Annotated in this window: 25 protein-coding genes; 12 read left to right on the top strand and 13 right to left on the bottom strand. The window is 70.4% G+C overall.

The window, feature by feature from the left end; genetic code table 11:
* Positions 1 to 20: 20 nt before the first annotated feature.
* A complete protein-coding gene (locus ACWIHT_RS02985) occupies positions 21 to 767 on the bottom strand; it encodes a hypothetical protein (RefSeq protein ID WP_456163740.1) in 747 nt (248 codons plus the stop codon).
* A complete protein-coding gene (locus ACWIHT_RS02980; protein WP_456163738.1) occupies positions 764 to 1,345 on the bottom strand; it encodes a TetR/AcrR family transcriptional regulator in 582 nt (193 codons plus the stop codon). The genes ACWIHT_RS02985 and ACWIHT_RS02980 overlap by 4 nt, the downstream gene beginning before the upstream one ends.
* 70 nt (positions 1,346 to 1,415) lie before the next feature.
* On the opposite strand from ACWIHT_RS02980, the gene ACWIHT_RS02975 reads away from it, so the two are divergent.
* The 3 genes from ACWIHT_RS02975 (at position 1,416) to ACWIHT_RS02965 (ending at position 4,609) form a co-directional block, all read left to right on the top strand.
* A complete protein-coding gene (locus ACWIHT_RS02975; protein ID WP_456163736.1) occupies positions 1,416 to 2,126 on the top strand; it encodes a DUF2218 domain-containing protein in 711 nt (236 codons plus the stop codon).
* A 120-nt stretch (positions 2,127 to 2,246) separates the two neighbouring features.
* Positions 2,247 to 3,416 carry a permease gene (locus ACWIHT_RS02970; RefSeq protein ID WP_456163734.1) on the top strand — a complete coding sequence of 390 codons (1,170 nt, stop codon included), beginning with the start codon at positions 2,247 to 2,249 and terminating at the stop codon, positions 3,414 to 3,416.
* Positions 3,417 to 3,676: 260 nt separating this feature from the next.
* Positions 3,677 to 4,609 carry a chitinase gene (locus ACWIHT_RS02965; RefSeq protein ID WP_456163732.1) on the top strand — a complete coding sequence of 311 codons (933 nt, stop codon included), beginning with the start codon at positions 3,677 to 3,679 and terminating at the stop codon, positions 4,607 to 4,609.
* On the opposite strand, the gene ACWIHT_RS02960 is transcribed toward ACWIHT_RS02965, so the two are convergent.
* The 4 genes from ACWIHT_RS02960 to ACWIHT_RS02945 all read right to left on the bottom strand — a co-directional run bounded on the left by ACWIHT_RS02960 (position 4,596) and on the right by ACWIHT_RS02945 (position 8,322).
* Positions 4,596 to 5,558 (bottom strand): GNAT family N-acetyltransferase, encoded by a 963-nt coding sequence (locus ACWIHT_RS02960; protein WP_456163730.1) that lies wholly within the window; start codon positions 5,556 to 5,558, stop codon positions 4,596 to 4,598. The two genes, ACWIHT_RS02965 and ACWIHT_RS02960, sit on opposite strands and share 14 nt — an antisense overlap.
* Positions 5,559 to 5,616: 58 nt before the next feature.
* Positions 5,617 to 6,669 carry an Atu2307/SP_0267 family LLM class monooxygenase gene (locus ACWIHT_RS02955; RefSeq protein ID WP_456163728.1) on the bottom strand — a complete coding sequence of 351 codons (1,053 nt, stop codon included), beginning with the start codon at positions 6,667 to 6,669 and terminating at the stop codon, positions 5,617 to 5,619.
* A gap of 28 nt (positions 6,670 to 6,697) precedes the next feature.
* Positions 6,698 to 7,153, bottom strand: coding sequence for a MarR family winged helix-turn-helix transcriptional regulator (locus ACWIHT_RS02950; protein WP_456163726.1), 456 nt, complete (start codon positions 7,151 to 7,153; stop codon positions 6,698 to 6,700).
* 71 nt (positions 7,154 to 7,224) lie between these two features.
* Positions 7,225 to 8,322 carry a PP2C family protein-serine/threonine phosphatase gene (locus tag ACWIHT_RS02945; RefSeq protein WP_456163724.1) on the bottom strand — a complete coding sequence of 366 codons (1,098 nt, stop codon included), beginning with the start codon at positions 8,320 to 8,322 and terminating at the stop codon, positions 7,225 to 7,227.
* A gap of 301 nt (positions 8,323 to 8,623) precedes the next feature.
* Here ACWIHT_RS02945 and ACWIHT_RS02940 point away from each other — a divergent pair, with 301 nt between their 5' ends.
* From ACWIHT_RS02940 to ACWIHT_RS02920, 5 genes are all read left to right on the top strand, one after another.
* Complete coding sequence (locus ACWIHT_RS02940) at positions 8,624 to 9,043, top strand: ATP-binding protein (protein ID WP_456163722.1); 420 nt, start codon at positions 8,624 to 8,626, stop codon at positions 9,041 to 9,043.
* Positions 9,044 to 9,165: 122 nt separating this feature from the next.
* The gene (locus ACWIHT_RS02935) at positions 9,166 to 11,073 is read left to right on the top strand and encodes a primary-amine oxidase (RefSeq protein ID WP_456163720.1); all 1,908 of its coding nucleotides are present in this window, start codon (positions 9,166 to 9,168) and stop codon (positions 11,071 to 11,073) included.
* Entirely contained in the window at positions 11,066 to 12,481 is a 1,416-nt protein-coding gene (locus tag ACWIHT_RS02930) for an APC family permease (RefSeq protein ID WP_456163718.1), read from the top strand. The genes ACWIHT_RS02935 and ACWIHT_RS02930 overlap by 8 nt, the downstream gene beginning before the upstream one ends.
* A complete protein-coding gene (locus ACWIHT_RS02925) occupies positions 12,474 to 12,923 on the top strand; it encodes a hypothetical protein (RefSeq protein ID WP_456163716.1) in 450 nt (149 codons plus the stop codon). The genes ACWIHT_RS02930 and ACWIHT_RS02925 overlap by 8 nt, the downstream gene beginning before the upstream one ends.
* A gap of 33 nt (positions 12,924 to 12,956) precedes the next feature.
* Positions 12,957 to 13,547, top strand: a complete 591-nt coding sequence (locus ACWIHT_RS02920) for a TetR/AcrR family transcriptional regulator (RefSeq protein ID WP_456163714.1) — start codon at positions 12,957 to 12,959, stop codon at positions 13,545 to 13,547.
* On the opposite strand, the gene ACWIHT_RS02915 is transcribed toward ACWIHT_RS02920, so the two are convergent.
* Complete coding sequence (locus tag ACWIHT_RS02915; RefSeq protein ID WP_456163712.1) at positions 13,502 to 13,726, bottom strand: non-oxidative hydroxyarylic acid decarboxylases subunit D; 225 nt, start codon at positions 13,724 to 13,726, stop codon at positions 13,502 to 13,504. The genes ACWIHT_RS02920 and ACWIHT_RS02915 overlap by 46 nt on opposite strands.
* Before the next feature lie 152 nt (positions 13,727 to 13,878).
* On the opposite strand from ACWIHT_RS02915, the gene ACWIHT_RS02910 reads away from it, so the two are divergent.
* Together ACWIHT_RS02910 and ACWIHT_RS02905 are read left to right on the top strand one after the other, a co-directional pair.
* Positions 13,879 to 14,199: a helix-turn-helix domain-containing protein gene (locus ACWIHT_RS02910; RefSeq protein ID WP_456163710.1), complete on the top strand. Its 321-nt coding sequence runs from the start codon at positions 13,879 to 13,881 to the stop codon at positions 14,197 to 14,199.
* Between the two features lie 3 nt (positions 14,200 to 14,202).
* Entirely contained in the window at positions 14,203 to 14,862 is a 660-nt protein-coding gene (locus ACWIHT_RS02905; protein WP_456163708.1) for a DUF402 domain-containing protein, read from the top strand.
* On the opposite strand, the gene ACWIHT_RS02900 is transcribed toward ACWIHT_RS02905, so the two are convergent.
* Entirely contained in the window at positions 14,859 to 16,073 is a 1,215-nt protein-coding gene (locus tag ACWIHT_RS02900; protein ID WP_456163706.1) for a cytochrome P450 family protein, read from the bottom strand. The two genes, ACWIHT_RS02905 and ACWIHT_RS02900, sit on opposite strands and share 4 nt — an antisense overlap.
* A 94-nt stretch (positions 16,074 to 16,167) precedes the next feature.
* Here ACWIHT_RS02900 and ACWIHT_RS02895 point away from each other — a divergent pair, with 94 nt between their 5' ends.
* Positions 16,168 to 16,836 (top strand): TetR/AcrR family transcriptional regulator, encoded by a 669-nt coding sequence (locus ACWIHT_RS02895; protein ID WP_456163704.1) that lies wholly within the window; start codon positions 16,168 to 16,170, stop codon positions 16,834 to 16,836.
* A 94-nt stretch (positions 16,837 to 16,930) separates the two neighbouring features.
* Here ACWIHT_RS02895 and ACWIHT_RS02890 read toward each other — a convergent pair whose 3' ends face one another.
* The gene (locus ACWIHT_RS02890; RefSeq protein ID WP_456163702.1) at positions 16,931 to 18,391 is read right to left on the bottom strand and encodes an MFS transporter; all 1,461 of its coding nucleotides are present in this window, start codon (positions 18,389 to 18,391) and stop codon (positions 16,931 to 16,933) included.
* Between the two features lie 175 nt (positions 18,392 to 18,566).
* Here ACWIHT_RS02890 and ACWIHT_RS02885 point away from each other — a divergent pair, with 175 nt between their 5' ends.
* Positions 18,567 to 19,022 carry a MarR family winged helix-turn-helix transcriptional regulator gene (locus ACWIHT_RS02885; RefSeq protein WP_456163700.1) on the top strand — a complete coding sequence of 152 codons (456 nt, stop codon included), beginning with the start codon at positions 18,567 to 18,569 and terminating at the stop codon, positions 19,020 to 19,022.
* 71 nt (positions 19,023 to 19,093) lie between these two features.
* On the opposite strand, the gene ACWIHT_RS02880 is transcribed toward ACWIHT_RS02885, so the two are convergent.
* From ACWIHT_RS02880 to ACWIHT_RS02865, 4 genes are all read right to left on the bottom strand, one after another.
* Positions 19,094 to 20,020 (bottom strand): hypothetical protein, encoded by a 927-nt coding sequence (locus ACWIHT_RS02880; protein ID WP_456163698.1) that lies wholly within the window; start codon positions 20,018 to 20,020, stop codon positions 19,094 to 19,096.
* A gap of 191 nt (positions 20,021 to 20,211) precedes the next feature.
* The gene (locus ACWIHT_RS02875; protein ID WP_456163696.1) at positions 20,212 to 21,696 is read right to left on the bottom strand and encodes an alpha-amylase; all 1,485 of its coding nucleotides are present in this window, start codon (positions 21,694 to 21,696) and stop codon (positions 20,212 to 20,214) included.
* The gene (locus tag ACWIHT_RS02870) at positions 21,693 to 24,413 is read right to left on the bottom strand and encodes an MGH1-like glycoside hydrolase domain-containing protein (RefSeq protein ID WP_456163694.1); all 2,721 of its coding nucleotides are present in this window, start codon (positions 24,411 to 24,413) and stop codon (positions 21,693 to 21,695) included. Before ACWIHT_RS02870 ends, ACWIHT_RS02875 begins: the two co-directional genes overlap by 4 nt.
* Positions 24,397 to 25,668, bottom strand: a complete 1,272-nt coding sequence (locus ACWIHT_RS02865) for an MFS transporter (RefSeq protein WP_456163692.1) — start codon at positions 25,666 to 25,668, stop codon at positions 24,397 to 24,399. Before ACWIHT_RS02865 ends, ACWIHT_RS02870 begins: the two co-directional genes overlap by 17 nt.
* Between the last annotated feature and the right edge of the window lie 155 nt (positions 25,669 to 25,823).

The raw sequence follows: 25,823 nt of genomic DNA, 5'->3' as shown, positions 1-25,823 counted from the left end.
CGCGTGACCGCGCGCAGCGGTCACGCGCCCGACACGGCCCGCGCCGCGTCGGCGACCTGACGTACCTGATCGACCGTCAGACGCCGTACGTCCCACATCAGTTCGGCGGCGTCGACGGCCGCCGGGTTCGGGGGCGGCGGGCCGTCGGGGACGTCGACACCGGTGAGGATCGACAGGGCGTCCACGGGAACGCCCAGGACGGTCGCGAAGTCGGTCAGCAGGTCGGGCGTGAGTTCCTTGCGGCCGTTGCCCACGCCTCCGTACGTGGCCGCGGACCAGTACCGGCCCGTCAGGCTCACAAAGGTATGGGCGATCCCGGTCCAGCTCAGGTTGCGGTTGCCGACCATGTGTATCAGCACGCCACCTGGACCGCGCTTGAACCGTTCGTACACCCGCGGTGTCCGGACTGGCTCAGAGCGGCTCTCCTGGGGCAACGAACGGGCGAGTCGACTCAACCGGCGTCTGTGCTCCGCGGGCAGGCCAACAGCGTCCTTCACGAGGCCCGCGACCATTCCTCTCGCCCGTGCGTCCAGTGGAGCGAGTTCGTCCGGTACCGGCACGTCCGCGATCACGAACAAGTCGGCCGCGTGCAGGTTCAACACCGGCGCGAGCCTGCGGAGAAGCGAAGGGCTCGGCGCCATTCCCTCGTACACCGCGCGGAGTTCGGGTTCCGGGATCGCCGCCGCGCTCGACAGGCCAGCGATGTCCAGTTGCCGGTGACTCGCCAACCGGGCCAGCAGTACGTCGAAGTCCGGAAGCCCCGTCATTCCGCGGCCGTCGGGCGCAGCCCCGCGAGGGTGACCGAGACGAGTCGTCGCGCCGCCGCCTTGGACGGCAGGACGCCCGCCGCGGCGAGGGCGTGGAGGCAGTAGGTCGCCAGTTCGTCCGGGGAGACGTCGTCACGGATGTCGCCGGCCCGCACGCCCTCCGCCAGGAGTTCGCTCAGGAAGCGGTGGAGATGCCGCTCGGCGCCGGCGACATGGTCGCCCCGGTGCAGCAGCGCGCCGAGTTCCGGGCCGTGACCATGGCGCCGTTGCTGGATGAGCGCGAACGCCTCCAGGACCGCCCGCAGCCGCTCGCCCGCACTGCCGGGCCCGTCCCGGAGTTCGGCGAGTTCGTGCAGATGCCCGGTGATCTGCTCCTCGTGCCACGCCGTCATGATCGACTCGACGTCCGGGAAGTACTTGTACAGCGTGGCGCGGCCGATCCCGCTCTCCTCGGCGATCCTCGACATCGTCACCGAGCGCAGCCCGCGCTCGGTCACCAGCACCGCCGTGGTCTCCAGCACCGCGTCGCGTACAGCGCGGCGGTGCTCCTCGATGGTCTCGTTCCAGAGCTTCGGCACCCCCTCAGCATACGCGCCGCCACTGTCGAGACAAGGTGCATTGACAGCGACAGAGTGTATCGATAAAGCTGTGGGCGAGGCGGCGGCCACGGACAGGCCAGGCACCCTCGCCGCCCGCGACCGCACCTCAACTCCCGGACCCGACCGAACCGAGGAACCCATGCTCACCGCCGAAGCACGCGTCACCACCGAACGTCCCGGCCGATATCTCGTCCAGCTCTGCAAGCACTTCGCCAACAAAGGCCGCCACCTGGGCCACCGCCCGCGCTCCCACAGCAGCGACGACGACACGCGGTCCCCGAGGACGCACACGCTTCCCGAGCTGCGGCCCGATCAGATCCACGTCGAGTGGACGGACACGGACGGGACGCTCACCCTGCCCTGGGGGCGGTGCGCCCTGCGGGCCACTCCGGGCCTGCTGACAGTGCGCGTCGAGGCGGACGACCCGGAGAACCTGGGGCGACTGCGGGACGTCGTCACCACGCACCTGGGCAGGTTCAGCAGGCGGGACCCTTTGACGGTGGAGTGGCAGCCGTCCGAAGCGTCCAAGACGTCCGACGAGGCGGTGCCAGTGCCCCAACGGCGGGGCGGCCGGGCCCGGTTCATGGTCATCGGCGTGGCGGTGATCGCCGTAGCGCTCCATCTGGGGCTCGGCGGAGCCGTCCTCACCCGGACGTCGTGGACCGGCTGGGCGGTGGGCTTCCTGGTGACGGTCGTCGTGGTGAAGGCGGCCCTCGTGGGCGGGTTCGCCCTGCGCCGCCACAGGCGCCGTACCGGATAGGACCCATCCCCCCCGGGGCCACATGCCCGATGTCACTCCTCTCGCCCGGCCGCAACGCATGCGCCATATACCCCCTACGGGTATAGTCCTGGCCGACGGACACCGGAGAGGGGCGGGTTCATGGGAGCGATCGGGCACGCGTTGTCCATTGCCGGTTCGATGACTTGGGAGGTCACCTGGGCGCTGATCCTCGGCTTCACGCTCTCCGCCGTCGTGCAGGCGGTGGTGCGCCGGTCGACGGTCGTACGGCTGCTCGGCGACGACCGGCCGCGCACGCTCGCGCTGTCCGCGGGGCTCGGCGCGGCCTCGTCCTCCTGCTCGTACGCGGCCGTCGCGCTCGCGCGTTCCCTGTTCCGCAAAGGCGCCGACTTCACCGCGGCCATGGCCTTCGAGATCGCCTCCACCAATCTCGTCGTCGAACTCGGCGTGATCCTGGCCCTGTTGATGGGCTGGCAGTTCACCGCCGCCGAGTTCGTCGGCGGACCGATCATGATCGTCGTACTCGCCGTGCTGTTCCGGCTCTTCCTGCGTCAGCGTCTGCTGCATCAGGCGCAGGAGCAGGCCGAGCGCGGGGTCGCCGGCTCCATGGAGGGGCACGCGGCGATGGACATGTCGATCCGCGGCGAGGGCAGCTTCGTCCGACGGCTGTTCTCGCGCGACGGGTTCACGTCCGTCGCGCACATCTTCGTGATGGAGTGGGCCGCGATCCTGCGCGACCTGGTGGCCGGGCTGTTGATCGCGGGGGCGATCGCCGCCTGGGTGCCGGACAGCTTCTGGCACACGTTCTTCCTCGCGGACCATCCCCTCGCGGCGAAGCTCGTCGGACCGCTCGTCGGACCCCTGGTGGCCATCGCGACCTTCGTCTGCTCCATCGGCAATGTGCCCCTCGCGGTGGTCCTGTGGAAGGGCGGCATCAGCTTCGGCGGAGTGATCGCCTTCCTCTACGCCGACCTGCTGATCCTGCCGATCCTGAACATCTACCGGAAGTACTACGGCGCCCGGATGGCCGGCTTCCTGCTGGTCACGTTCTTCGCGGCCATGGCCTTCGCGGGCTATGTCGTGGAGTTCGCCTTCGGCGGTCTTGGCCTCATCCCCGACCAGGCCGACGCGAAGATCCCGGACGACGGGATCACCTGGAACTACACGACCTGGCTGAACATCGCCTTCCTCCTGCTGGCCGCGAGTCTGGTCGTACGGTTCCTGCGCAGCGGCGGACCGGCGATGCTGCGGATGATGGGCGGTTCACCGGACCACGGCGAGCAGCACCAACAGCACGAGCACCACCACTGACCCGGGACGGCTGACGCCGAATTCCCGCGCCCTCCCGGTCAGTTCACTGTAAAGAACCTTGACAGACGATTGGTCTAGTCCAAATATGGTCGCTGTTCGCCCCGGTCCGGGGCGACTTCTCTCCTTTCAGCATGGGAGCGTCAATGAGACGACCTGGGCCCCTTCGCGCGTCACTGTCCTGTACGGCCGTAACGGCCCTGTCCGCCGGGCTCGTTGCTCTCGGCGGGGGTGCCGCGAGCGCCGATCATCGCGCGCGGCCCATGCCGGACCAGGTCGCGGCGCCGTACTTCGAGGCGTGGACCGGTGAGAGCCCGGCCGCGCTCGCCGCGGCCTCGGGCAACAAGTACCTCACGATGGCCTTCCTCCAGACCGAGGCGGCCGGTTCGTGCACGGCGTACTGGAACGGCCTGCCCGCCCAGCCGATCGCCAAGTCCACGTTCGGCAAGGACATCGCCACGATCCAGGCGCGCGGCGGCAACGTCATCCCGTCCTTCGGCGGTTACAGCGCGGACACCACCAACACCGAACTGGCCGACAGTTGCACCGATGTCGACGCCATCGCCAAGGTCTACGAGAGCCTGGTCACGACCTACGGCGTGAGCCGTATCGACCTGGACATCGAGGCCGACTCCATCAACAACACCGCGGGCATCGACCGCCGCAACAAGGCGATCGCCAAGGTGCAGCGCTGGGCCCAACGCACGGGCCGCAGCGTGGAGTTCTCCTACACGCTGCCGACGACCACCACCGGTCTCGCGCCCAACGGCGTGGCCCTGTTGCAGAACGCCGTCGACAACGGCGCGCGCGTCGACGTCGTCAACATCATGACGTTCGACTACTACGACAACGCCACCCACGACATGGCCGAGGACACCAAGACCGCCGCGACCGGCCTGCACGCCCAACTCGCCGCGCTGTACCCGAAGACGAACCCGGCGAGGCTGTGGAAGCGGATCGGTGTCACCGAGATGCCCGGCATCGACGACTTCGGTCCCGCCGAGACCTTCACCACTCAGAACGCCGTCACCGTGAAGAAGTGGGCCGAGGCCCGGGGCATCAACACGCTCTCCTTCTGGGCGCTCCAGCGCGACAACGGCAACTGCGTGGGCACCGGCGGCGCCAACAACTGCTCGGGGATCGCCCAGGACACCTGGTACTTCAGCCACACCTTCAAGTCGTTCACCCGCCGGTGACGGGGACGATCAACTCCCAGGTGTCGACCCCGTAGTCGAGGGTCATGCCGTGCCGTTCGTACAGGGCGAGCGCGTTGCTCGTGTTGTCGGTGTCCACGCCCAGGCCTACGCGGTCGCGGCCCAGCGCCGCGTAGTGGCCGAAGCCGTAGCGCAGGAGGTGGCTGCCCAGGCCCCGGCCGCGGGCCTGGCGCAGGACGGCGAGGTTGCCGATCCAGGCCATGGAGGCGCGGTCGTTGTGGGTGCGCAGCAGCCCGACGTCCCCGAGGCCGTCGACGTGGGCGAGCCAGATCAGCGACCAGTCGACCCGCTCGGCGTCGATGTCGTCCAACCACTGCGTGTAGGTGCGGTACTGGAAGTCGAAGTGCTCGGTCATGGCCTCCTGGAGCAGCGCGTGGGCGCGGCGGCGGTCCGCTTCCTCCAGACAGGGGCGCACCGATACGCCGGGCGGGGAAGGGGGCAACGGGTCGGCCGACGGCGACAGTTGACGGGCCATCGCGTTGTAGCGGCGGACCGGCTGCCAGCCTCGGGCGCGTAGTGCGGGCAGGTCCATGGTGGGGTTCAGGGTGAGGTGCAGGTGCACCACGGCGCGGGGCGCTCCGTTGGCGGCGGCGCGTTCCGCGGCCCTGGTCTCCATGAGGTCGAACAGGTGCAGGGCGCCCGGCAGTTGGCGCGGCACGATGTAGTGGTCGATGTCGATCCGCTCACCGCCCGAGTCGTCCCACAGGAGGCCGTATCCGATCAGGCGGGCGCCGTCGAAGAGCAGCCAGGAGTCGCGCTCCAGGTCCACTTCGGGGTGCTTCAAGTCCCCCTGGATCTCAGCGAGTTCGGTGTCCGCGCGGCCGATCTCCAGGATGTCGATCTCGTTGAGCAGGGCGCAGACCGCCGCCGCGTCGTCGGGTGTCGCCGGGCGGACGCTCAGGCCGGGCGGCGAAGCGGTGGGGGCGGTCATGGACCCACTGTCCGATGACCGCCCCCGGCTCGCAACGGAGTTTCCGCGCCCCGCCCGTTCAGTCCGCCATCAACTCCCGCACCAGGGGCGCCACCTTCGTGCCGTAGAGCTCGATGTTCGTCATGAGGGTGTCGTGGGGCATTCCGGTGATGCCGTACTTCAGGTTGAAGCGGGTGGCGTCGAGGGTCTTCAGGGTGTCGGCGATCTTGCGGGCCACGGTCTCGGGGGATCCGACGTGCAGGGCGCCACCGGGGCCGACGTCGCGCATGAGGCTCTCGCGGGTCGGGGTGCGGAAGCCGCGTTCCCGGGCCACGCTGCGGATCAGTTCCTGGAAGGCCGGTACGAACTCCTCCACCGCCTGTTCGTCGGTGGCGGCGACATGGCCGGGCGCGTGCACGCCGATGGGCCGCGCGGGGTGGCCGAACTCCGCCAGCGCCCGCCGGTACAGCTCGGAGAACGGGGCGAAGCGGGCTATGTCCCCGCCGATGATCGCCAGCATCAGGGAGAACCCGTACTGGGCGGTGCGGATCACCGACTGGGGGCTGCCGCCGACGCCGATCCAGGTGGGGATCGAGCCGGTCTCGCTGTGCGGGTAGACGGAGACGCCGTCGAGGGCGGCGCGCGTGTTGCCGGACCAGGTGACGGGCTTCTCCTTGAGCAGTTCGGCGAAGAGGGCGACCTTCTCCTCGAAGAGTTCCTCGTAGTCGTTCAGGTCGTAGCCGAAGAGCGGGAAGGACTCCGTGCTCGACCCTCTGCCGAGGATGACTTCGGCACGGCCGGCGGAGACGGCGTCGAGGGTGGCGTAGCGCTGGTAGACGCGGACGGGGTCGTCGGAGCTGATCACGGTGACGGCCGAGCTGAGGTGGATGTTCGAGGTGCGCGCGGCGACGGCCGCGAGGACGACGTCCGCCGCCGACAGGGGCATCGCCTCGGTGTGGTGCTCGCCGATGCCGAAGTGGTCGACGCCGACCTGGTCGGCGAGGACGCCCTCCTCGACGAGGCGCCGGATGGCCTGGCCGTGGGTCAGCGGCTTGCCGTCCGGGCCGTTCGTGACGTCGCCGAACGTGTCGAGACCGAGCGTGACGCCGTCGGTACTGGTCGGGTTGGTCATGTCGTACTCCTTGGGTCTGCTCGGTGGGTCAGGTGGCGATACGGCGCATCACGCCGAGGAGCCGGGTCAGGTCGTCGGCGTCGACGTGGTCGAGGACATGGCGCCGGACGCTGGCGAGGTGGGCGGGCCATGCCTCCTGGAGGCGGGCGAGGCCCTGGTCGGTGAGGACGGCGTTCCAGCCGCGGGCGTCCTCGGCGCAGCGTTCCCGTCCGACCAGGCCCTGTGTTTCCAGGCGCGCGACGATGCGGGTCATGCCGCTCAGCGAGAGGTTGCAGACGGACGCCAGCTCGCTCATGCGCATCCGGCGGTCCGTGGCCTCGGAGAGGTGCATGAGGGTCGTGTACTCGGACAGCGGCAGGCGCTGCTCGCGCATCATGTCGGCGTCGACCGCGCGGGGCAGCACCAGCATCACCCGTGCGAGTTCGCGCACCAGCGCCTCTTCGTGCGGGCTCATGGGGTGCAGGGGCTGCTCGGGCGTGGTCATGCCACCAGTTTACTTGATTGACGCAGCAATGACTTTTCGGCAGCGACGAGGCCTCAGCGCAGCTCTCCTGCTCACCCGAGGGGCGAGGTCTCCCCCGTCGTCTCCGCGTGCCCGTGATAGCGCAGCAGGAGCATCGCGGCGTCGTCGTGGAGCGGGCCTGCGGTGTGGCGGACCAGGTCCTCGCGCAGGGAGTCGAGCGCGCTCTGCGCGTCGGGTTCCTTCAGCAGGTGCGCCCGCTCGCCGAGTGGATAGAAGGTGCCGTCCTCGTCGCGGGCCTCGGTGACGCCGTCGGTGTAGAGCAGCAGTTGCTCGCCCGGCGCGAAGCGTACGGAGAACGGCTTCGGGGTCTCGCCGCCCTGGGCGCCGCCGAGGCCCAGCGGGGGCGCGTAGGCGGGCGGTGCCGGGAAGTCGGCGGCGCCGTTGCGCCGCACGACCATCGGGGGCGGGTGGCCGTAGTTGAGGAAGATCACCTCGTGGTCCGTGCCGATCTCGGCGAGGACGGCGGTCACGAACTTCTCGTCGGACAGGACGCGCGAGACGCTGCGCTCCAGGCGTTCGCCGAGTCCGACCAGGTCGGGTTCGTCGTGTGCGGCCTCCCGGAACGCGCCGAGCACGACGGCCGCCGTCTCGACGGCGGCCAGGCCCTTGCCCTGCACATCGCCGACGATGACGCGCACGCCGTGCGGGGAGGCGACCACCTCGTAGAGGTCACCGCCGATCCGGGCCTCCGCGACGGCCGAGGTGTACGACACCGCCGCCTGGAGCGGGCCCGCGGTCAGCGGCACCGGCCGCAGCAGGACGCGTTGGGCGACCTCCGCGATGGACCGCACGCTGGCCAGTTCGGCCTCGCGGCGTCCACGCATCACGGCGGCGGCGATACCCGCGCCGGTCACGCCCACCACCGACACCATCGCCAGGAAGCCTCTTCGTTCCTGGAACAGGCCGTCGTAAAGGCCGAGTCCGACGCACAGGGCGAGGGCCGCCGCGCCGAACCACGCGGTGCGTCTCCAGCCGCCCACCAGTCCGGCGAAGGCCGGGCCGAGGGAGGCCAGCGGCAGGAAGCCGAGTCCCGGGCCGGTGACGAGGTCCCCGACGGCGACCACCGCCATCACCGCGGCGGGCAGCCAGGTCAGCACGGAGAGACTGCGCTGCGGCTTCGTTGCGGCCATGGTCCACTCCAACGGCGTCGCGGCATCCGGAGCCGCCCTCGCCTTCCGCGCAGGGGTACCTCCCCCACCTTGGACATCGCAAGGCTGCCAGGCAACCCCTCGGAAGTGCCCGGCCCTTTACCCAATTGATTCCGAGAACTGACATTTCCTGATCGGCGACAACCATGGGGCGTGGGCCGGTTGGCGATCACGAACTCCGGGCAAGTGAAGTGTGAAGGACCCGCCGCGCAAGAGATGCAGCGGCCCCGGTGCGGTGCCACCGCGGGGATACCGGGTGTCCTAGGAGGGGAAGTGATTCGCCATGCGTACGCATCGGCGTACCCATAGGCGTTCCGTACGCGTGGAGTACCTGCTGCCGGACGAGGCCGCGGCGGCGGGGCAGGCGCGAAAACTGACATCGGAGTTCCTCGCCCGCTCCCGCAGCCGGATGGCGCGGGTGGACGAGGAGCAGATCGACGACGCGACGCTCATCGTCTCCGAACTGGTCGCCAACGCGACCGAACACGGGCGCGGCGAGTGCCGGCTGCGGCTCCAACTGTCCGACGAGCGCGTCACGGTCGAGGTCTACGATGGCAATCCGGCCACGCCTCACGTGCGGCCGTTGACGGCCGAGGGCGAGAGCGGGCGCGGCCTCGCCATGGTCCGTTGTCTGGCCCACCGCCTCGATGTCACCCCGCTCACCGGGGGCGGCAAGCGGGTACGGGCGATCCTGGCCATCTGACCAACTTCGGCTCCGGCTCCCGGGACTTAACAGCAAGGCAACGCGGGCGTACTGCCGAGCGAAACGTGGCCGCGCGATTTTTTGCTCTACGGACGTAGAGAAAAAATCCCCCGGAGGCCCGTATGGCTGCCGCTCCACATCCCCTCGACCCGCTCACCCCTGAAGAGATCACCGCCGCCCGGGAGTCGCTCGTGGCGGCCGGGCTGGTCACGGAGGCCACCCGCTTCGCCTACCTCGGGCTCCTCGACCCGCCCAAGTCCGCCCCGGAGCAAGGGGATCGACGGCTGCGGGTCCTGCTGCTCGACATCTCCGGCGCCCCCTCCTGCGACGCGACGGTCTCCCTGACCGAGTCGCGGGTCGTGGCGCACCGGCTGATCGACGCCGCGACGGAAGGCCAACTCCCGGTACTGGACGCGGAGTTCGCGATCGTCGAAGAGGTACTCGCCAAGGACCCGAGCTGGCTGGCCGCGCTGGCCGCCCGTGGTCTGGACGTGGACTCGGTGCGCGTCGCCCCGCTCTCCGCGGGGGTGTACGACACCGAGTACCCGCAGGAGCGGGGCCGCCGCATCCTGCGCGGGCTGGCCTTCGTGCAGGAACACGCGAAGGATCACGCGTGGGCGCATCCCGTCGACGGGCTCGTCGCCTACGTGGACGTCCTGAACCGGAGCGTGGACCAGGTCATCGACATCGGCCCGGTACCGGTGCCCGCGGAGTCGGGGAACTTCGACGACCCGGCCGTCACGGGCCCGCCGCGCACCACCCTCAAGCCCATCGAGATCACCCAGCCGCAGGGCCCCAGCTTCACCCTCGACGGCAACACCCTGACGTGGGAGAACTGGTCCCTGCGCATCGGCTTCGACGCCCGCGAGGGGCTGATACTCCATCAACTCGCCTTCGCCGGGCGCCCGGTGATCCATCGCGCGTCGATCGCCGAGATGGTCGTGCCGTACGCCGACCCCTCCCCCGTGCGATCCTGGCAGAACTACTTCGACACCGGCGAGTACCTCATCGGCCGCTACGCCAACGCGCTCCAGCTCGGCTGCGACTGCCTCGGCGACATCACCTACCTCGACGCGGTGATCGCCGACGAGACCGGCACACCGCAGACCCTCACCAACGCCGTCTGTCTGCACGAGGAGGACTACGGCATCCTCTGGAAGCACACCGACCTCTGGGCGGGCAGCGTCGAGACCCGGCGCCAACGGCGCATGGTGCTCTCCTTCTTCACCACGGTCGGGAACTACGACTACGGCTTCTACTGGTACCTGTATCTCGACGGCACGATCGAGTTCGAGGCCAAGGCCACCGGCGTCGTCTTCACCTCCGCCCACCCCGGCGGCGACTACCCCTACGCCACCGAACTCGCCCCCGGTCTCGGCGCCCCGTACCACCAACACCTGTTCAGCGCACGGCTGGACATGGCCGTGGACGGTCCCGTCAACCGCGTCGAGGAGATCGAGACGGTCCGGGTCCCGATGGGACCGGACAATCTGCGCGGCAACGCCTTCGCCCTCAAGCGCACCCCGTTGACGCGGGAGAGCGAGGCGCAGCGGATGGCCGACGCGGGCGTGGACCGCGTGTGGCACATCTCCAACCCCGGGTCCCTGAACCGGCTGGGGCGACCGGTCGCGTACGCCTTGCACCCGGAGGGCAAGCCGGCCCTGCTCGCCGATCCCGAGTCCTCGATCGCGGCCCGCGCGGCCTTCGCAACTAAGCACCTGTGGGTCACCGCGTACGACCCGGCCGAGCGCTATCCGGCGGGCGACTTCGTCAATCAGCATCCCGGTGGGGCGGGGCTGCCCGCGTACGCCGCCGCCGACCGGGACCTCGACGGGCAGGACCTCGTCGTCTGGCACACCTTCGGGCTGACCCACGCCCCGCGTCCCGAGGACTGGCCGATCATGCCGGTCGACACCACGGGCTTCACGCTCAAGCCTGTCGGCTTCTTCGACCGCAACCCCACCCTCGACGTGCCGCCGAGCACCTCCGGCCACTGCGGGACAACAGGCACAGGAGGCTGTCATGTCTGAACAGACCATCAGCGGCAGCTCAGTTGATGCTCCGTCAAAACTCCGCGGTTCCATCGGAGTCGGCGGGATCGTCTTCATGGTCGTCGCGGCGGCGGCCCCGCTCACCGCCATCGGCGGCGCCCTGCCGGTGATGCTGGCCATCGGCAACGGCCCCGGCGTACCGGCCGCCTACCTCCTGGTCGCCGTCGTACTGCTGCTGTTCAGCGTCGGGTACGCGGCGATGAGCCGCCATGTCGTCGACACCGGCGCCTTCTACTCCTACGTCACCGCCGGTCTCGGCCGGATCACCGGCACCGGGGCGGCCGGGCTGGCGCTGCTCACGTACAGCACGATCCAGGCCGGTATCTACGGCCTGTCCGGTGTCACCCTTCAGGGGCTGGTCGTGAAGTACGGCGGCCCCGACCTGCCGTGGTGGCTGTGGGCCGGTGTGCTGTGGGGACTGGTCGCGGTGCTGGGCTTCCGCAACATCGAGGTCGGCACGAAGGTGCTGTCGGTGCTGCTGGTCCTGGAGGTCGGCATCGTCACGGTGATGACGGTGGCGATCCTCGCCCAAGGAGGCGCCCACGGCATCGACTTCGACTCCTTCACGCCGGGTGCCTTCACCACGGGGTCGGCAGGCATCGGGGTGATGTTCGCGGTCGCGTCCTTCGTCGGCTTCGAGGCGACCGCCATCTACAGCGAGGAGGCGCGGGACCCCAAACGCAGTGTGCCCAGGGCGACTTACCTCGCGGTCATCGCCATCGGCGGCTTCTACGCGCTGTCCAGCTGGGCGGTCGTCCTGGCCGTCGGCACGGACGAGGTACAGGGCGCGGCGGCGAAGAACACGAGCGGGCTGGTGTTCGCGGTGGCCGGGCAGTACGTCGGTTCGGCCGCCTCCGACACGATGGAAGTCCTGTTGCTGACAAGCCTGTTCGCGGCGCTGCTCGCTTTCCACAACGCGATCTCCCGCTATCTGTTCTCCCTCGGCCGCCAGGGCGACGCCCCCGCGATCCTGGGCCGCAGTCACGCCAAACACGGTTCGCCGCACGCCGGTTCACTGGTGCAGAGCGTGTCGGCCGCCGTGGTCGTGGGGGCGTTCGTGCTCGCGGGGTCCGATCCGGTGCTGGAGCTGTTCACCTGGATGAGCGGGCTGGCCACGCTCGGGGTGCTGGTGCTGATGATCCTCGTCGGGGTCGCGATCATCGCCTTCTTCGCCCGCACGGGGGCGGACACCCGCCTGTGGCACACGCGGCTCGCACCGGCGCTCGGCGCCCTCGGGCTGTGCTGGATCACGTTCATGGTGCTGGCCAACTTCACCACCCTGATCGGCGGTTCGGCCTCGCTCGCGCGGCTCTTCGAGGGGATCGTCGTGCTGTTCTTCGCGGCCGGGGCGGTCTCCGCCGCCGTCCGGCGCCGCCGCGATGCATGACGTTCTCCCGGCGGCCGTCGCGCTGACGGGCTCCGGTCTGTGCCTCGCGGGGCATGTGCCGGGGCCCGTACGGCGCTGGGGTCCGCACGCCGTCGTGCTCGCCGTGACGCTGCTGATGGTGGTGGGGAGCCCGGGGCCGTATCCGCTGCTCGTGGGTGCGGGCGTGACGGCGGGCATGTGCCTGTTCACCCGCGGGCCGGTCGCCGCCGACCTCGCGGTGATGGCCGTGATCACGGCGGCCATGGCCCGGCTTCCGGACGGGCAGCACCAGCACCATGCCGACGGGCATGGGCTGTTCGCGCTGGCGGTGGTGCTGTGGCTGGTGGCCCGCGCGGGTGCCGTCATGCACCGGGCGCTGCGTCCCGGTGTGCCGTGCGCGGGTCCGCTCGGCGGTGCGGGCGGCGCGATGATGGCCCTCGGCATGGCCGCCATGCTGGCCTGACCAGCGTCCGAGCGGCTGGATTAAGGTCGGGGCATGCCCAAAATCGTCGATCATGACGCGCGGCGCCGCGAGATCATCGAAGCCGTATGGGCCCTGATCGCAAGACGCGGGCTCGACGCCGTCACCATGCGGGACCTCGCCGCCGAGGCCGGATACGCCAACGGTGCGCTGACCGGCTACTTCCGCAACAAGGACGAGATCCTGCTCGCCGCCTTCCAGCACGCCTTCGAGAGCACCAACGTCCGCGCCCGCGAGTCCATCGCCGACGCGACCGGCCTGCCCGCGCTGCGCCTGCTCTGCCTGGAGATCATGCCGCTCGACGACGTACGCCTGATGGAGGCCAGGGTCGTCATCGCCTTCTGGGACCGTGCTGTCCACGACGAGCGCATGGCCGGGGTCCACGAGAACGCCATGGCGGCCTGGCGCGAGCAGATGTGCGGCTACCTGCGACAGGCCCGCCGGCAGGGCGACATCGGCACGAGGTCACCCGACGACGAGGTCGTCGACACTCTCCTCGCGGCCCTCATGGGCTTCCAGATCAACGCGGTCCTGCTGCCCCACGCCACCACACCCCGGCGTCAAGAGGCGGTTCTCGACGGCCTGTTGGGCTCGCTGCGACCGTAGAGCAGCGGGGGTACCACGGGCACCTCCGGGGCGGTCTCGATGTCGGCCCGTGTCATGCGGAATTCGGCGGGGTACGCCTCGCAGCGGGTGCGGCGGTCGGGTTCGGTGGTGCGCCACATGTAGAGGCAGCGCACGCACTGGAGTACGTCCCGCACGCCGGGGACCGGCGAGGTGGTCACGGTGTCGACCGGCCCGGGGCACGATCGTCATCTGGCAGCCGGGTTTCGTGTCGGCCGATCCGCCCTTCGACCAGTCACCATCGCTCCCCACGGAACCCCACGCAGGGGCGGCTCGCCTGACACTCCGTCATCTCGCGCGCTAGTAGGCCGACTTGACGTCACTCCCCCTCGACGCGCATCTCCAGACCCTCCGCATGCTCCTCTCCGTCCTGCTGCTCCGCCTCTCGCACGTCCGTCCCGACCCGGTGTCGTCCGCCCCGGCCGACGACACGTTCCGCCGCTACAGCGCCGCGCTGGAAGACGCCCGTGTCCTCCTGGAGGCCAAGCGCCTCCTCGTCCACACCGACGCGACGGCCGCGGACATCTCCCGGACCCTCGGCTTCGCCGAACCGACCGACTTCGCGAAGTTCTTCCGCAAGCGGGACGGCCGTACGCCACTGGAGTTCCGTGCGATGGCGCGCGGGCAGACATGAACCGTGCAGGAATTCCAGCCGGACGAGACGGCAGTACGACGTGATGTGTTCCGTCGGAAGGTGTGGAGTGCCCATGCGCTCCGGGTCGTCGAAGACACACCGGAAGCGCTTGTCCTCGGCTGCGGGCCGGGCGCGGAGCTGGCGGTCCCGACGACCTGGATCGAGTGGCTGCGCACGGGCGACGCGTCCGCCCGCGTGCGCGCCCTGCCGAACCTGGCCGACGGCAACTGGCGGCTCGGCCGGTGGAGTTGGCGCGACACGGCCCATCTCCAATGGGTGCCGCCCGACACCTGGTTCAGCGTGAACGCCTTCTACGACATCACGGGCGACCATCGCCTGACGCGCTGGTACGTCAACTTCCAGCGTCCGATGCGCCGCACGCCCATCGGCTTCGACACCTTCGACCTCTTCCTGGACCTGGTGGTCGCGCCCGATCTGTCCCGGTGGGAGTGGAAGGACGAGGACGAGTACGCCCACGGTCGGCGGTTGGGGGTGGTGAGCGAGGTCGAGCACCGGGCGGTGGAGGCGGCACGCGAGGAGGCGTTGGCGATGATCCGGGCGAGCGGCGGCCCGTTCGCGGTCGACCGGGGCCTGCGGAACTGGTGGCCCGATCCCCACTGGCCGCATCCGGCGCTGCCCGCCGGAGTCCTGACGGTCGGCTAGGCGCCCGGCGTTGCCGGGCCGAACCGTACCGGCAGAGCGCTCAGCCCCCGCACGAGCGTGCTGGTCCGCCAGCGCAGTGTCGTGGGGTCGGCGGCAAGGGTGAGGTCGGGACGGTGGTGCAGGAGGAGGCGTACGGCGACGGCGGCCTCCGTGCGGGCCAGGGGTGCGCCGAGGCAGTGGTGGAGGCCGTGGCCGAAGGCGAGGTGGCCCGGGCCCCGACGCCGTAGGTCGAAGCGGTCGGGATCGGGGAAGTGGCGGGGGTCGCGGGAGGCCGCGGCCAACGAGATCTGGACCGCGTCTCCGGCCGGGATGCGGGTGCCCGCGAGATCGACCGGCTCGGCCGCGAAACGGAACGCCGTGGCGTGGACGGGTGTGCTGTGGCGCAGCGACTCCTCCACGGCCGCGGCGACCAACTCCGGTTCCGCGCGCAGTAGTTCGAGTTGGTCTGGGTGGGTGAGGAGGGCGTGGACGGTCGCGGAGATGAGGTTGACGGTCGTCTCGTGCCCGGCGACGAGGAGGAGGAAGGCCATGCCGAGGAGTTCCTGGGAGGTCAGGGGGGACTCGGCGGTGGGCACGCGGGCCGCGGCGACCAGGTCGCCGAGCAGGTCGGCCTCTCGGGTTCCACGCTTCCGGTGGATCAGGTCGGCCAGGTACCCGCCCAGGGCGTCGGCGGCCGAGGCACCCGCCTCGGGCGAGGCGGGCATGACGAGTTCGTTGGACCAGGCGTGGAACACCGTACGGTCCGCGGCGGGCACTCCGAAGAGGTCGCAGATCACCGTGACGGGCAACGGCAGGGCGTATCCGCTCACCAGGTCCGCGGTTCCCCGAGTCGGCAGCGCGGCGAGCAGATCGACGGCGATCGCCTCAACTGCCGGGCACAGTGCGGCGATTCGCGCGGGCGTGAAGTGGCTCGCGACCAGCCGTCGTAGCCGGGTGTGGTCCGGTGGATCGGTCTGGAGCATGTTGCGGCCGAGGGCGTGGCCGCCGTCGTCCTGCCAGGTGGAGGAGTGGCGGATGTCGTTGCGCAGGCGCGGATCGGTCAGCGCGGCACGGGCCGCGTCCCGGGTGACGACCAGCCAGCTCTCACCGCTGCCAGGGACCAGGACACGGTGCACGGGACCCTGTGCGCGCAGGGCCGCGTAGACGGGGTGGGGATCGGCGGCCAGGTCGTGGCCGTCGGGGGCGAGGTCCTGAAGGGTGGGCGGCGGCACGGCACTCCTTTCGCCAAAGTGGGGAGCACTCCCCATTTGATGGATCGACGATAACATCCCTACCGGGGAGCACTCCCCACTAGTTCGGAGGGTGATGATGACGGGCTCGGACGACGCGACGGCACCGGCACGGCGACGCGATGCGCGGCGCAACCGGGAGCTCCTGATCGAGGCCGCCCACGAGGTCTTCGCCGAGCAGGGTCTGCACGCGCCGATCGACGTGATCGCCCGCCGGGCCGGCATCGGCAACGCCACTCTCTACCGGCACTTCCCCACCCGCGCCGCTCTCGTGGACGCCGTCTTCCACGACCAGCTCACCGACACGATGACCGCGGGCGAGCAGGCCCGCGGCGCCGACGACGCCCTGGCGGGACTGACGGGTTATCTCCACACGGTGTTCGCCGGCCTGGCCGCCGACCGCGGCACCAACGACCTGATGACCACCCACCTCGACGGCGTCGACTCGCTCCAGGCCGTGCACGCCCACAACCGCCGCACCGTGGAGATACTGCTGAGCCGCGGGCAGGACCAGGGCACGATCCGGGCGGACGTCACCCCGGAGGACCTGCTGTTCGCGCTCGCCGCCCTGGGCCGTACCGTCCCGCCCCTCACCGCGGCCGCGGGACCCGGCGCCTGGCTCCGCCCCCTCGCCCTCCTCCTCGACGGCCTGCGCGGCACGTCCGCCGCGCCTCCGCTCCCGGCCCCCGCCCTGACCGCGGCCCAACTCGACAAGGCTCTGCAAGGCCTCGGACCGGGAAGCTGAGTCCGCCGAACAGCACACTGCCCGGCGCCGAGGACCGGTCCCACGGTCCTACGGCGCCGGGCAGCAATTCCCCCGTGCGTTCACCACGTTCAGGTCAGGACTCGACCCCGGCCCCTTCGCGCGCGGCCACCGTCTCGGGCTGCTTCTCGTCCTCCTGCGCGGTCTGCCGTACGGCCGGAATCGCCGCCGCGACCAGGGCCGCGAGGAGGGCGACGCAGCCGCCGATGAGGAGGCCGGTGCGGAAGCCGCTCTCGGAGGTGAAGGTGTAGCCGCCCGCCGTGTTGGTCATCTGGGCGAGGACGACGCCGATCACCGCGGCGCCGATCGAGGTGCCGAGCGAGCGCATCAGGGTGTTGAAGCCGTTGGCGGCGGCGGTCTCGGAGAGCGGGACCGAGCTCATGATGAGCGCGGGCATCGCGCCGTAGGCGAGGCCGACGCCGCTGTTGATGACGATGCAGACGACCATCAGGCCCCAGGCGGAGCCCATCAGGCCCATCGACAGGGCGTAGCCGGCGGTGATGACGAGGACGCCGCTGATGAGGGTGAACTTCGGACCGCGGGCGTTGGTGAGCTTTCCGCCGAGCGGGGAGACGATCATCATCATGATGCCGCCGGGGGCCATCCAGAGGCCGGACGCGAGCATCGACTGGCCCAGGCCGTAGCCGGTGGCCGCGGGGAACTGGAGCAGCTGCGGCACGACCAGCATGCTGGAGTACATGCCGACGCCCACGAACACCGAGGCGATGTTGGTGATCAGGACCCGGGGGCGGGCCGTCGTACGCAGGTCGATCAGCGGGTCACCGGTGCGCAGCTCCCAGACACCCCAGGCCAGGAAGGCCACGATCGCGACGGTGAAGAGGCCCAGCACGGTGGCCGAACCCCAGCCCCAGTCGGCGCCCTTGGAGATGCCGAGGAGGAGGCAGACGAGACCCACGGCGAGGCCGAGCGCGCCGGGCGCGTCGAAGCGCTGGCCCTTGGCGGCGGCCGGTACGTCCGGGATCAGGAACCAGATCAGCGCGGCGACGACCGCGGCAAGGGCGGCCGAACCCCAGAACAGGGCACGCCAGTTGGCGTACTGGGCGACGCCCGCGGCGATCGGCAGGCCGAGGCCGCCGCCGATGCCCATGGAGGCGCTGACGAGCGCGATGGAGGGGCTGAGCCGCTCCTGCGGTACGACGTCCCGCAGCAGGGCGATGCCCAGCGGGACCATGCCCATGCCCATGCCCTGAAGGCCGCGTCCGACGATCATCGGGACGACGGAGGAGGAGAGCGCGCAGACCACCGAGCCCACGATCAGCGGGACGGAGCAGGCGAGCAGCATGCGGCGCTTGCCCAGCAGGTCGCCGAGGCGGCCGACGACCGGCACACAGACCGCGGCCACCAGCAGGGTGGCGGTGATCACCCACGCGGCGTTCGAGGACGAGGTGTGCAGCATCTCCGGAAGGTCGGCGATGAGCGGGGTGACCAGCGTCTGCATGATCGCGGCCGTGGTGCCGGCGAAGGCCAGCGTGGCGATCACACCGCCTGCGCGGGCTGTGGGCTGGGGGGCGTCCATGAGCGGGACTCCTCGGCATATCTGTTCGGTCGGGACAGGAAGGAATGTGCATCGTACACATCGTATGTATCAACCATGTGATGGGGATGATGCATACCGTCGTGCGAGGATGGGTCCGGCCGCCCCGAACCGCGTCGAACGGCGGCGTCGGCAGGAAGCAGGAGGCAGCGGACCGATGGACAGGCGTACGCGCGAGATCGAGTACGAGCAGATGCTCCTCAGCCGGCACGGGCTTCTCTCGCACAAGGGCGGGCGTCGCAAGGACGGCGTGCTGGACCGCAGCGCCTACATCCTGCTGAGCCGGATCCGCGTCCAAGGGCCCATGTCCATCGGCGAGTTGAGCGACGCCTTCGGCCTCGACGCGTCCACCCTCAACCGGCAGACGGCGGCGGCCATGCGCTCCGGTCTGGTGGAGCGGATCCCCGATCCGCAGGGCGGCATGGCCCGTAAGTTCCGCATCACGGAGCTGGGCGCGCGCATGCTCGACGAGGAACGCGAGGGTCTCGTCCAGTCCCTGGACCAGATCATGGACGACTGGTCGGAGGCGGACATCGCCGCCTTCGCGGCCTTCCTACGACGCTTCAACACCGACATCGAGCGGCTCGGCGGGCGTCCCTGGCCCCGGCCATGAGTGCGCCCCGCCCCGTGACAACTCACGGGGCGGGGCGGGCAGTTCACACCGAGTGACCCGGGCCAGTCGTATCAGGAGGAGCGGCGCGAGCGGCTCGCCGCGTAGACCACGCCGCCGCCCAGGGCGATCACGAGGGCCGCGCCACCCGCGAGGAGGCCGACCGGCGCGTTGGAACCGGTCTCCGCCAGCGGCTGCTTGCCGCCGTTGGGCGTCGTCTTCGGCGTGGGCGAGGGCGACGGCTTCAGCGGCGGGACGTGCGCCGAGGTGGGAGGCGTCGTCGACGGCTTGGGGCTGGGCGGCGGGGTCGTCTCGTCGGCGGGCGGCGTGCTGCCGGCCGGGGTCGACGGCGTCGCGGGCGGGGCGGAGGCCGGCTGGGTCGGCGTCGGGGTGGGCGAGTCCGGGGTGCTGGGCGTGCACTCCTTGTCGCCGCCGTTCCAGGCCGCGATGAGGTGGTACGGGGTCATGATGTTGTCGGGCTCGTAGGGGAGCGGGCCGTGGCCCTCGCCCGTACCGCCGTCGTAGGTGACGTCGTCGCCGTACAAGTCGATCTGGCCGTAGCAGTCGGGCGACTTGACGTTGAGCTTCTGCCAGGTCTGGCCCGAGCCGTCCGCGCCGGCGACGTCCTTGGACGTGAGGTAGACCGTGGCCTTGTCGACCATGGTCTGGTGGCCGGAGGTGTACCAGGTGGAACCCTCGGTGGTGTACTCGGCGAGCGAGACGGGGTACTTGCAGCCCTCGCCGACGCTCTGGCCGGGGGCGAGCCGGACCTCGACGGTGCCGGGGACGGCGTCCCACTGGTGGAAGCCGCCCTGCGAGGTCCAGTCGGCGCCGACAACGTTTCCATCGGCGCCGACGATGCGGTACTGCACGGTGGCGGACTGGCACGCGTCGTTCTCGGTGGCACTCGCCGTACCGGCCGCGAGTACGGGCGCGGCGGCGGCTATGAACGCGGTGGCCGCGAGGGCGGACAGGGATGGGAGGTGGTGCGAACGTGACAAGGTGAGCCTCGACGATGATAAAAGGTGTGGGAGGTGGCAGAGCGCGGGCGGCGGGCGCACGAAAGAAGACGTTCAGGGCGTGCGCGACCGGACCGCCCGCATGTGCTTCACTCAGCTGAGCCACAGCGAAGCAAGCTGAATTCTTGTCACCTTTCACAACTCCCGTCAATCCTTCACCAGTTGGCCACAGGTCAAGATCCGGGCATCACCGCGAGTAGATGCCGGCGCAGGCCCGCCAACTCGACGTAAAGGCCGGGGTCCAGGAGTTCGTCGCCGTCCCGGTCGTAGGTCGAATCGGAAAGCAGTTCGGTGAGTTGGCGGGGGCCGCCGCGCAGGTCGCTCCACGGGAGGCGGACCCGGCCCTGGGCCGGCTGCTCGGACAGGTTGACGACGACGAGATGGCGGCTGGAATCGGTCGTCCAGGACCAGGCGATCAGGTTCTCGTGGGACGGGTTGTCGGGCCAGCCGGTGCAGTCGAGCAACTGCCACTCCCCTCCCGTGCGCATGCCGGAGGCGCCCACGGCGGAGAGCAACTGGTGGTAGAAGGCGAGGAGTTCCTTGTCGACGGGCTCTTCCGGCCGACGGGAGAGGAAGACCGGCGGGCGTACCCGGCGCCCCTCGAACTGGCCCTCGTGCCAGAGGGTCGCGCCGGGCAGCGTGGCGATCGTGACCGCTGCCGCCCGTTCCCGTTCCGGGGACAGGGTGGCGGCGGCCCGGGGTTCGTCGTGGTTCTCCAGGAAGCGGACCAGGCCGCGCTGGTAGGCGAGATCAGCTCGCAGATGGCCGCGCACCGAGTCCGCGCCCTCGTGCAGCAGCCGGTCGTAGAGCCGTTTGTCGTAGCAGTGGTCGAACCCCTGCTGCTGAAGGGCCCATTCGAGGTCCCAGTACGCCTCGGCGACGAAGCGGAGGTCGGGGTGGCGCTCGCGGACCTTCGGGACGACGTACGGCCAGAAGTCCTCGGCCGGTGCCGTGCCCGCGCGTTCGCCCCAGGTCTTGGCGAAGACGTCGGTCATCAGGAGCATGGCCATGTCGCAGCGCACGCCGTCCGCCTGGTCGCCGATCGAGGCCAGGGTGTCGACGGCCGCTGTGCGCAACTCGTCGCTGAAGGCGTTGAGTTGGACGACGTCGGGCCAGGGCGCGAAGTAGGGGTCGCGGCCCCGCGCGAACACCTTGCCGCCGGTCCCCAGGAAGGCACCGGGGTCGCGGGCGAGGTCGTCCGGGGTGCCCTGGACCAGGCAGCCGGGGCGTTCGGTCAGCCAGGGGTGGTCGGGGGCGACGTGGTTGGGGACGTAGTCGAGGATCAACCGGACGCCACGCGCGGCCAGTTGGGCGCGGGCCTCCGCCAGTCCCTCGGGGCCGCCCAGGGATGCGTCGACGACGTAGTTCCGGACGCAGTACGGCGATCCGGCCACGTCCTGCGGGCGGAGGTCGGGCAGGGCCGCCCTGAACGACGCCTGCAACGACTCGTCGCGCAGGGCGATCTCCAGTCCGGCCGGGCTGCGCTCCCACACGCCCATCAGCCAGACGGCGTCGACACCGGGGAGAGCGACCTCGTCCCAGGCGGGCGCGGGCACCTCGCCGAGGGTGACGGGGCGGCCGTAGCGGGTACTCAACTCCCCCAGCCAGATCAGGGTGTTGATCTCGTAGATCACCGGGTGTTCGGGCCAGGCGGTCATGACAGCGGCTCCTCTCGGTCGCCGGTCGGGCGCAGGCTCTCGCGGCCCCGGGCCGACCACTCGCCGTCGCCCAGGGTGTGGAAGAGGGTGGCGGTGATGGCCGACAGGCCGGTCCAGCCGGTCTGGTGGGAGGCGCCGAGGCCGGCGCCGTTGTCGCCGTGGAAGTACTCGTAGAAGAGGATCAAGTCCTTCCAGTGCGGGTCCTTGGCGAACTTGGCCTGGGCTCCGTGCACCGGGCGGTGTCCGTCCTCGTCGCTGAGGAAGGTGGCGGTGAGCCGGTCGGCGATCTCGCGGGCGACCTCGTAGAGGGTGAGGTGGCGGCCCGAGCCGGTCGGGCACTCCACGGTGAAGTCGGCGCCGTGGAAGGCGTACAGGTTCAACAGGGCGCGGATCAACAGCAAGTTGACCGGGAACCACACCGGGCCGCGCCAGTTGGAGTTGCCGCCGAACATCCCGGAGTCCGACTCGGCCGGCAGATAGCCGACGCCGTAGGTCTCGCCGTGCACGTCGAAGGTGTAGGGGTGCTCGGCGTGATAGCGGGAGAGGGAGCGGATGCCGTGCGGGCCGAGGAACTCGTCCTCGTCGAGCATCCGGGACAGGACGCGGCGCAGCCGGTCCTCGCCGAACAGGGCGAAGAGGTAGCGGCCGTCGGCGTTCGGGCCCATCGCCTCGTGCGAGGAGATGGTGGCCTCCACGGCCGGGTGGCGTTCGATGAACTCCAGTGCTCCGGCGACGAGTTCGGGGAAGCGCTGGTCCGCCCAGCCGCCGACGAGGCTGGTGGCCGCGAGGGGGATCAGGCCGACGAGCGAGCGCACCTTGAGCCGGGTCGCCGTGCCGTCGGGCAGCCGCAGCACGTCGTAGAAGAAGCCGTCCTCCTCGTCCCAGAGGCTCGCGTTGTCGGCGCCGATGCGGTTCATGGCGACGGCGATCCAGGCGAAGTGCTCGAACAGGGACTGTGCCTGCTCGACGTAGACGGGGTTGTCGACGGCCAACTCTATGGCGATCTCAAGGAGGTTCTGGCAGTAGAGCGCCATCCACGCGGTGCCGTCCGCCTGGTCGAGGTGGCCGCCGGTGGGGAGCGGGGCGCTGCGGTCGAAGACGCCGATGTTGTCGAGGCCGAGAAAGCCGCCCTGGAAGACGTTGTTGCCGTCGGTGTCCTTGCGGTTGAGCCACCAGCTGAAGTTCTTCATCAGCTTATGGAAGGCGTTCTCCAGGAAGGCGCGGTCGCCCTTGCCGGTGCGGTGTTTCTCCAACTCGTAGAGGAACAGGGTGGCCCAGGCGTGCACGGGCGGGTTGACGTCCCCGAAGTTCCATTCGTAGGCCGGGATCTGGCCGTTGGGGTGGAGGTAGAGGCGGCGCAGCAGCAGGTCCAACTGGCCCTTGGCGAAGGTGAGATCGACCATCGACAGGGCGACGGTGTGAAAGGCGAGGTCCCAGGCGGCGAACCACGGGTACTCCCAGGTGTCCGGCATCGACATGATCTCGTCGTTGACCATGTGGTACCAGTTGCTGTTCCGCACCCGGGGGTCGGAGGCGAGCGGGTCGACGCCGTGCTCGGTCAGCCAGCGTTCGACGTCGAGGTAGTAGTACTGCTTGCTCCAGAGCATCCCGGCCAACGCCTGCCGCACCAGCCGCCGTTCGTCGGGGCCCGCGTCGGCCGGGGTGCAGGTGTCGTAGAACTCGTCGGCCTCGGCCCGGCGTTGGGTCATGACGGTGTCGAAGTCGCCGGTCCAGTCGGGGAGTTCGGCGGCGGTGAGGCGCAGGCGGACGGTCGCGCTCTGTCCGGCCGGGATGGTGAGTACGTGGTGGACGGCGGCCTTGGTGCCGGTCCGGTCGGGGTTGACGGCTCCGGTCTCGCCCTGGACGACATATCGGTCGATGCCGTCCTTGACGTACGGGGAGGCGTTCGAACTGCCGAAGATCTTCTCGTTGTTGGTGTCGTTCTCGGTGAACAGCGCTTGCGCGTCCGCGTCGCAGTACAGCCGACGTGGGCCCAAGTCCTCGTGGTCGGCGCGGAGTTCGCCGCCGGGCTCCTGGTGGATGGACGGGACGGCGGTGCCCCCCGCCCAGGACCAGGTGTGCCGGAACCACAGGGTCGGGAGCAGGTGCAACGGGGCTTCGTCGGGGCCCCGGTTGTGGGCGGTGATCTCGATCAGCAGGTCCTCGGGGCCCGCCTTGGCGTACTCGACGAACACGTCGAAGTAGCGGTCCTCGTCGAAGATGCCGGTGTCGAGCAGTTCGTACTCGAAGTCGCCGCGCCCGCGCGCCCTGTTGGTGGCCTTGAGGTCCTCGTAGGGGTACTCCGCCTGCGGGTACTTGTAGAGGTACTTCATGTACGAGTGCGTGGGCGTGCTGTCGAGGTAGAAGTAGTACTCCTTGACGTCCTCGCCGTGGTTTCCCTCGGAGTTGGTGAGGCCGAACATCCGCTCCTTGAGGATCGGGTCGCGGCCGTTCCACAGCGCGAGCGCGAAGCACAGCCGCTGCTTGTCGTCGCTGATGCCCGCGATGCCGTCCTCGCCCCAGCGGTAGGCGCGGGAGCGCGCCTGGTCGTGGGTGAAGTAGGACCAGGCGTCGCCGCTGTGGCTGTAGTCCTCCCGTACGGTGCCCCACTGGCGTTCGCTCAAGTAGGGGCCCCAACGGCGCCACGGCACCCCGGAGTCGTCGGCCTCGGCCAGCCGTCGCCGTTCGGCATCCGGTGTGTCAGCGCTCGTCGCCATCGTGTGTCCTCCCCTTGGCCCGACCCATTCCCCCAGACTCGGGTGTCCCGGACCCGACGGCAACACGAACACCCGGGCGGAGCGTGTCGGTGTCCGCCAGAAACAACACCGCAACGGCGAGCAGCAGAGCCGCCGTTGCCGCGACCGGCGCCAGCAAGAAGGCTCCGGCGGGGCCGTGACCGTCGGCCAGGTAGCCGGCCAGCGCCTGTCCGGTCGCGGTGCCGAGGGGGCCGCCCGCGCAAAGGATCGTCAGGGCCGCGGTCGCGCGGTCGGCGGGCGCGAGGCATTCGGTGAGCGCGTAGAGGCTGATCATGTAGGGGGCCACGGTCACACCTGCGACGGCCATCGCCGCGGGAACGGCGTGCAGTCCGTCCCCGGCGACCAGGGTGAGGGTGCCCAGCAGCAGGGTCGCCGCGAAGGTCACATACCGGTGGAGCAGCGTGAAGCGGGCGGGGAGCCAGGCGCAGGCGGCACCGGCCAGGGCGCTGCCGATGCCGAAGAGGGCGTAGAGGAGTCCCGCGCTGCCGGGGTGTCCGCTGTCGTCGGCGTAGGCGGTGACGCCGGTCTGTACGGCGCCGAAGACGGTGCCCATCGCGGCCATGGCGAGGAACATGACCGCAAGTGGCAGGCGGGGCAAGGGAGTTCGCGAGGTGCCCGGTGCCTTTTGCTGTGCGGCTCCGCCGGGGGTGAGGGACAGGGCGAAGGGCAGGGTGGCCAGGAGGAGCAGGGCGATGGCCGCCACGGTCGGTGCCGTGGGGCCGAGGGCGGTGAGCAGGCCGACGAGCGCCGGTCCCGCGACGAAGCTGATCTCGTCGGCGGTCGCCTCGTACGACAGGGCGCTGGGGACGAGACCGGGCCGCTCGCGCGCGTGGAGCAGGCGTGACCAGTGGACACGGACCAGGGAGCCGACCGGCGGCTGGGTGAGTCCGGCCAGGGCCGCCGCGGCGATCATGCCCGGACGGCCGGTGTGACTCGCCACGACGAGGCCGGTCAGGGCGCCGGCGTTGGCGAGCGCGCTCACCGCCCCGACGAGACGGTGGCCGTACCGGTCGGCCAGTGCTCCGGCGACCGGGGAACCGAGCGCGTTGGCGACGCCCTGGGCAGCGGCGGCGAGACCCGCGAAGGCGTAGCTGCCGGAGGCGGCCCGGACGAGGATGAGCGTCGCGAGCGACGAGGTGGCGTAGGGAAGGCGGGCGAGGAATCCGAGCGGGAAGAATCCCGCGCCGGGAACGCGGAGAAGGGATCGGTACGCCATCGGCGTCTCCCGTGAGCACGTCGGAGGGACGCGCTACCCAGCCACCGACGCGTTGACGATCCCGCTTCCGCCGCGCAGCCTAGCGAGCCGACTGCCCTGCCACCAGAGCGACTTCGCCACCTACGGTCATCGGCATCTCGCGGTACGGATATGGC

Source organism: Streptomyces sp. NPDC002276, assembly GCF_053891435.1.
This window is presented reverse-complemented; position numbering and strand designations above follow the sequence as displayed.

Bases quoted from the DNA above. Each gene is read 5' to 3' on its own strand.
- ACWIHT_RS02930 (WP_456163718.1), top strand. From the start codon at position 11,066: ATGTCTGAACAGACCATCAGCGGCAGCTCAGTTGATGCTCCGTCAAAA.
- ACWIHT_RS02935 (WP_456163720.1), top strand. From the start codon at position 9,166: ATGGCTGCCGCTCCACATCCCCTCGACCCGCTCACCCCTGAAGAGATC.
- ACWIHT_RS02875 (WP_456163696.1), bottom strand. From the start codon at position 21,696: ATGACCGCCTGGCCCGAACACCCGGTGATCTACGAGATCAACACCCTG.
- ACWIHT_RS02940 (WP_456163722.1), top strand. From the start codon at position 8,624: ATGCGTACGCATCGGCGTACCCATAGGCGTTCCGTACGCGTGGAGTAC.
- ACWIHT_RS02960 (WP_456163730.1), bottom strand. From the start codon at position 5,558: ATGACCGCCCCCACCGCTTCGCCGCCCGGCCTGAGCGTCCGCCCGGCG.
- ACWIHT_RS02970 (WP_456163734.1), top strand. From the start codon at position 2,247: ATGGGAGCGATCGGGCACGCGTTGTCCATTGCCGGTTCGATGACTTGG.
- ACWIHT_RS02865 (WP_456163692.1), bottom strand. From the start codon at position 25,668: ATGGCGTACCGATCCCTTCTCCGCGTTCCCGGCGCGGGATTCTTCCCG.
- ACWIHT_RS02920 (WP_456163714.1), top strand. From the start codon at position 12,957: ATGCCCAAAATCGTCGATCATGACGCGCGGCGCCGCGAGATCATCGAA.
- ACWIHT_RS02885 (WP_456163700.1), top strand. From the start codon at position 18,567: ATGGACAGGCGTACGCGCGAGATCGAGTACGAGCAGATGCTCCTCAGC.
- ACWIHT_RS02985 (WP_456163740.1), bottom strand. From the start codon at position 767: ATGACGGGGCTTCCGGACTTCGACGTACTGCTGGCCCGGTTGGCGAGT.
- ACWIHT_RS02950 (WP_456163726.1), bottom strand. From the start codon at position 7,153: ATGACCACGCCCGAGCAGCCCCTGCACCCCATGAGCCCGCACGAAGAG.
- ACWIHT_RS02965 (WP_456163732.1), top strand. From the start codon at position 3,677: ATGCCGGACCAGGTCGCGGCGCCGTACTTCGAGGCGTGGACCGGTGAG.
- ACWIHT_RS02870 (WP_456163694.1), bottom strand. From the start codon at position 24,413: ATGGCGACGAGCGCTGACACACCGGATGCCGAACGGCGACGGCTGGCC.
- ACWIHT_RS02945 (WP_456163724.1), bottom strand. From the start codon at position 8,322: ATGGCCGCAACGAAGCCGCAGCGCAGTCTCTCCGTGCTGACCTGGCTG.
- ACWIHT_RS02955 (WP_456163728.1), bottom strand. From the start codon at position 6,669: ATGACCAACCCGACCAGTACCGACGGCGTCACGCTCGGTCTCGACACG.
- ACWIHT_RS02925 (WP_456163716.1), top strand. From the start codon at position 12,474: ATGCATGACGTTCTCCCGGCGGCCGTCGCGCTGACGGGCTCCGGTCTG.
- ACWIHT_RS02890 (WP_456163702.1), bottom strand. From the start codon at position 18,391: ATGGACGCCCCCCAGCCCACAGCCCGCGCAGGCGGTGTGATCGCCACG.
- ACWIHT_RS02895 (WP_456163704.1), top strand. From the start codon at position 16,168: ATGATGACGGGCTCGGACGACGCGACGGCACCGGCACGGCGACGCGAT.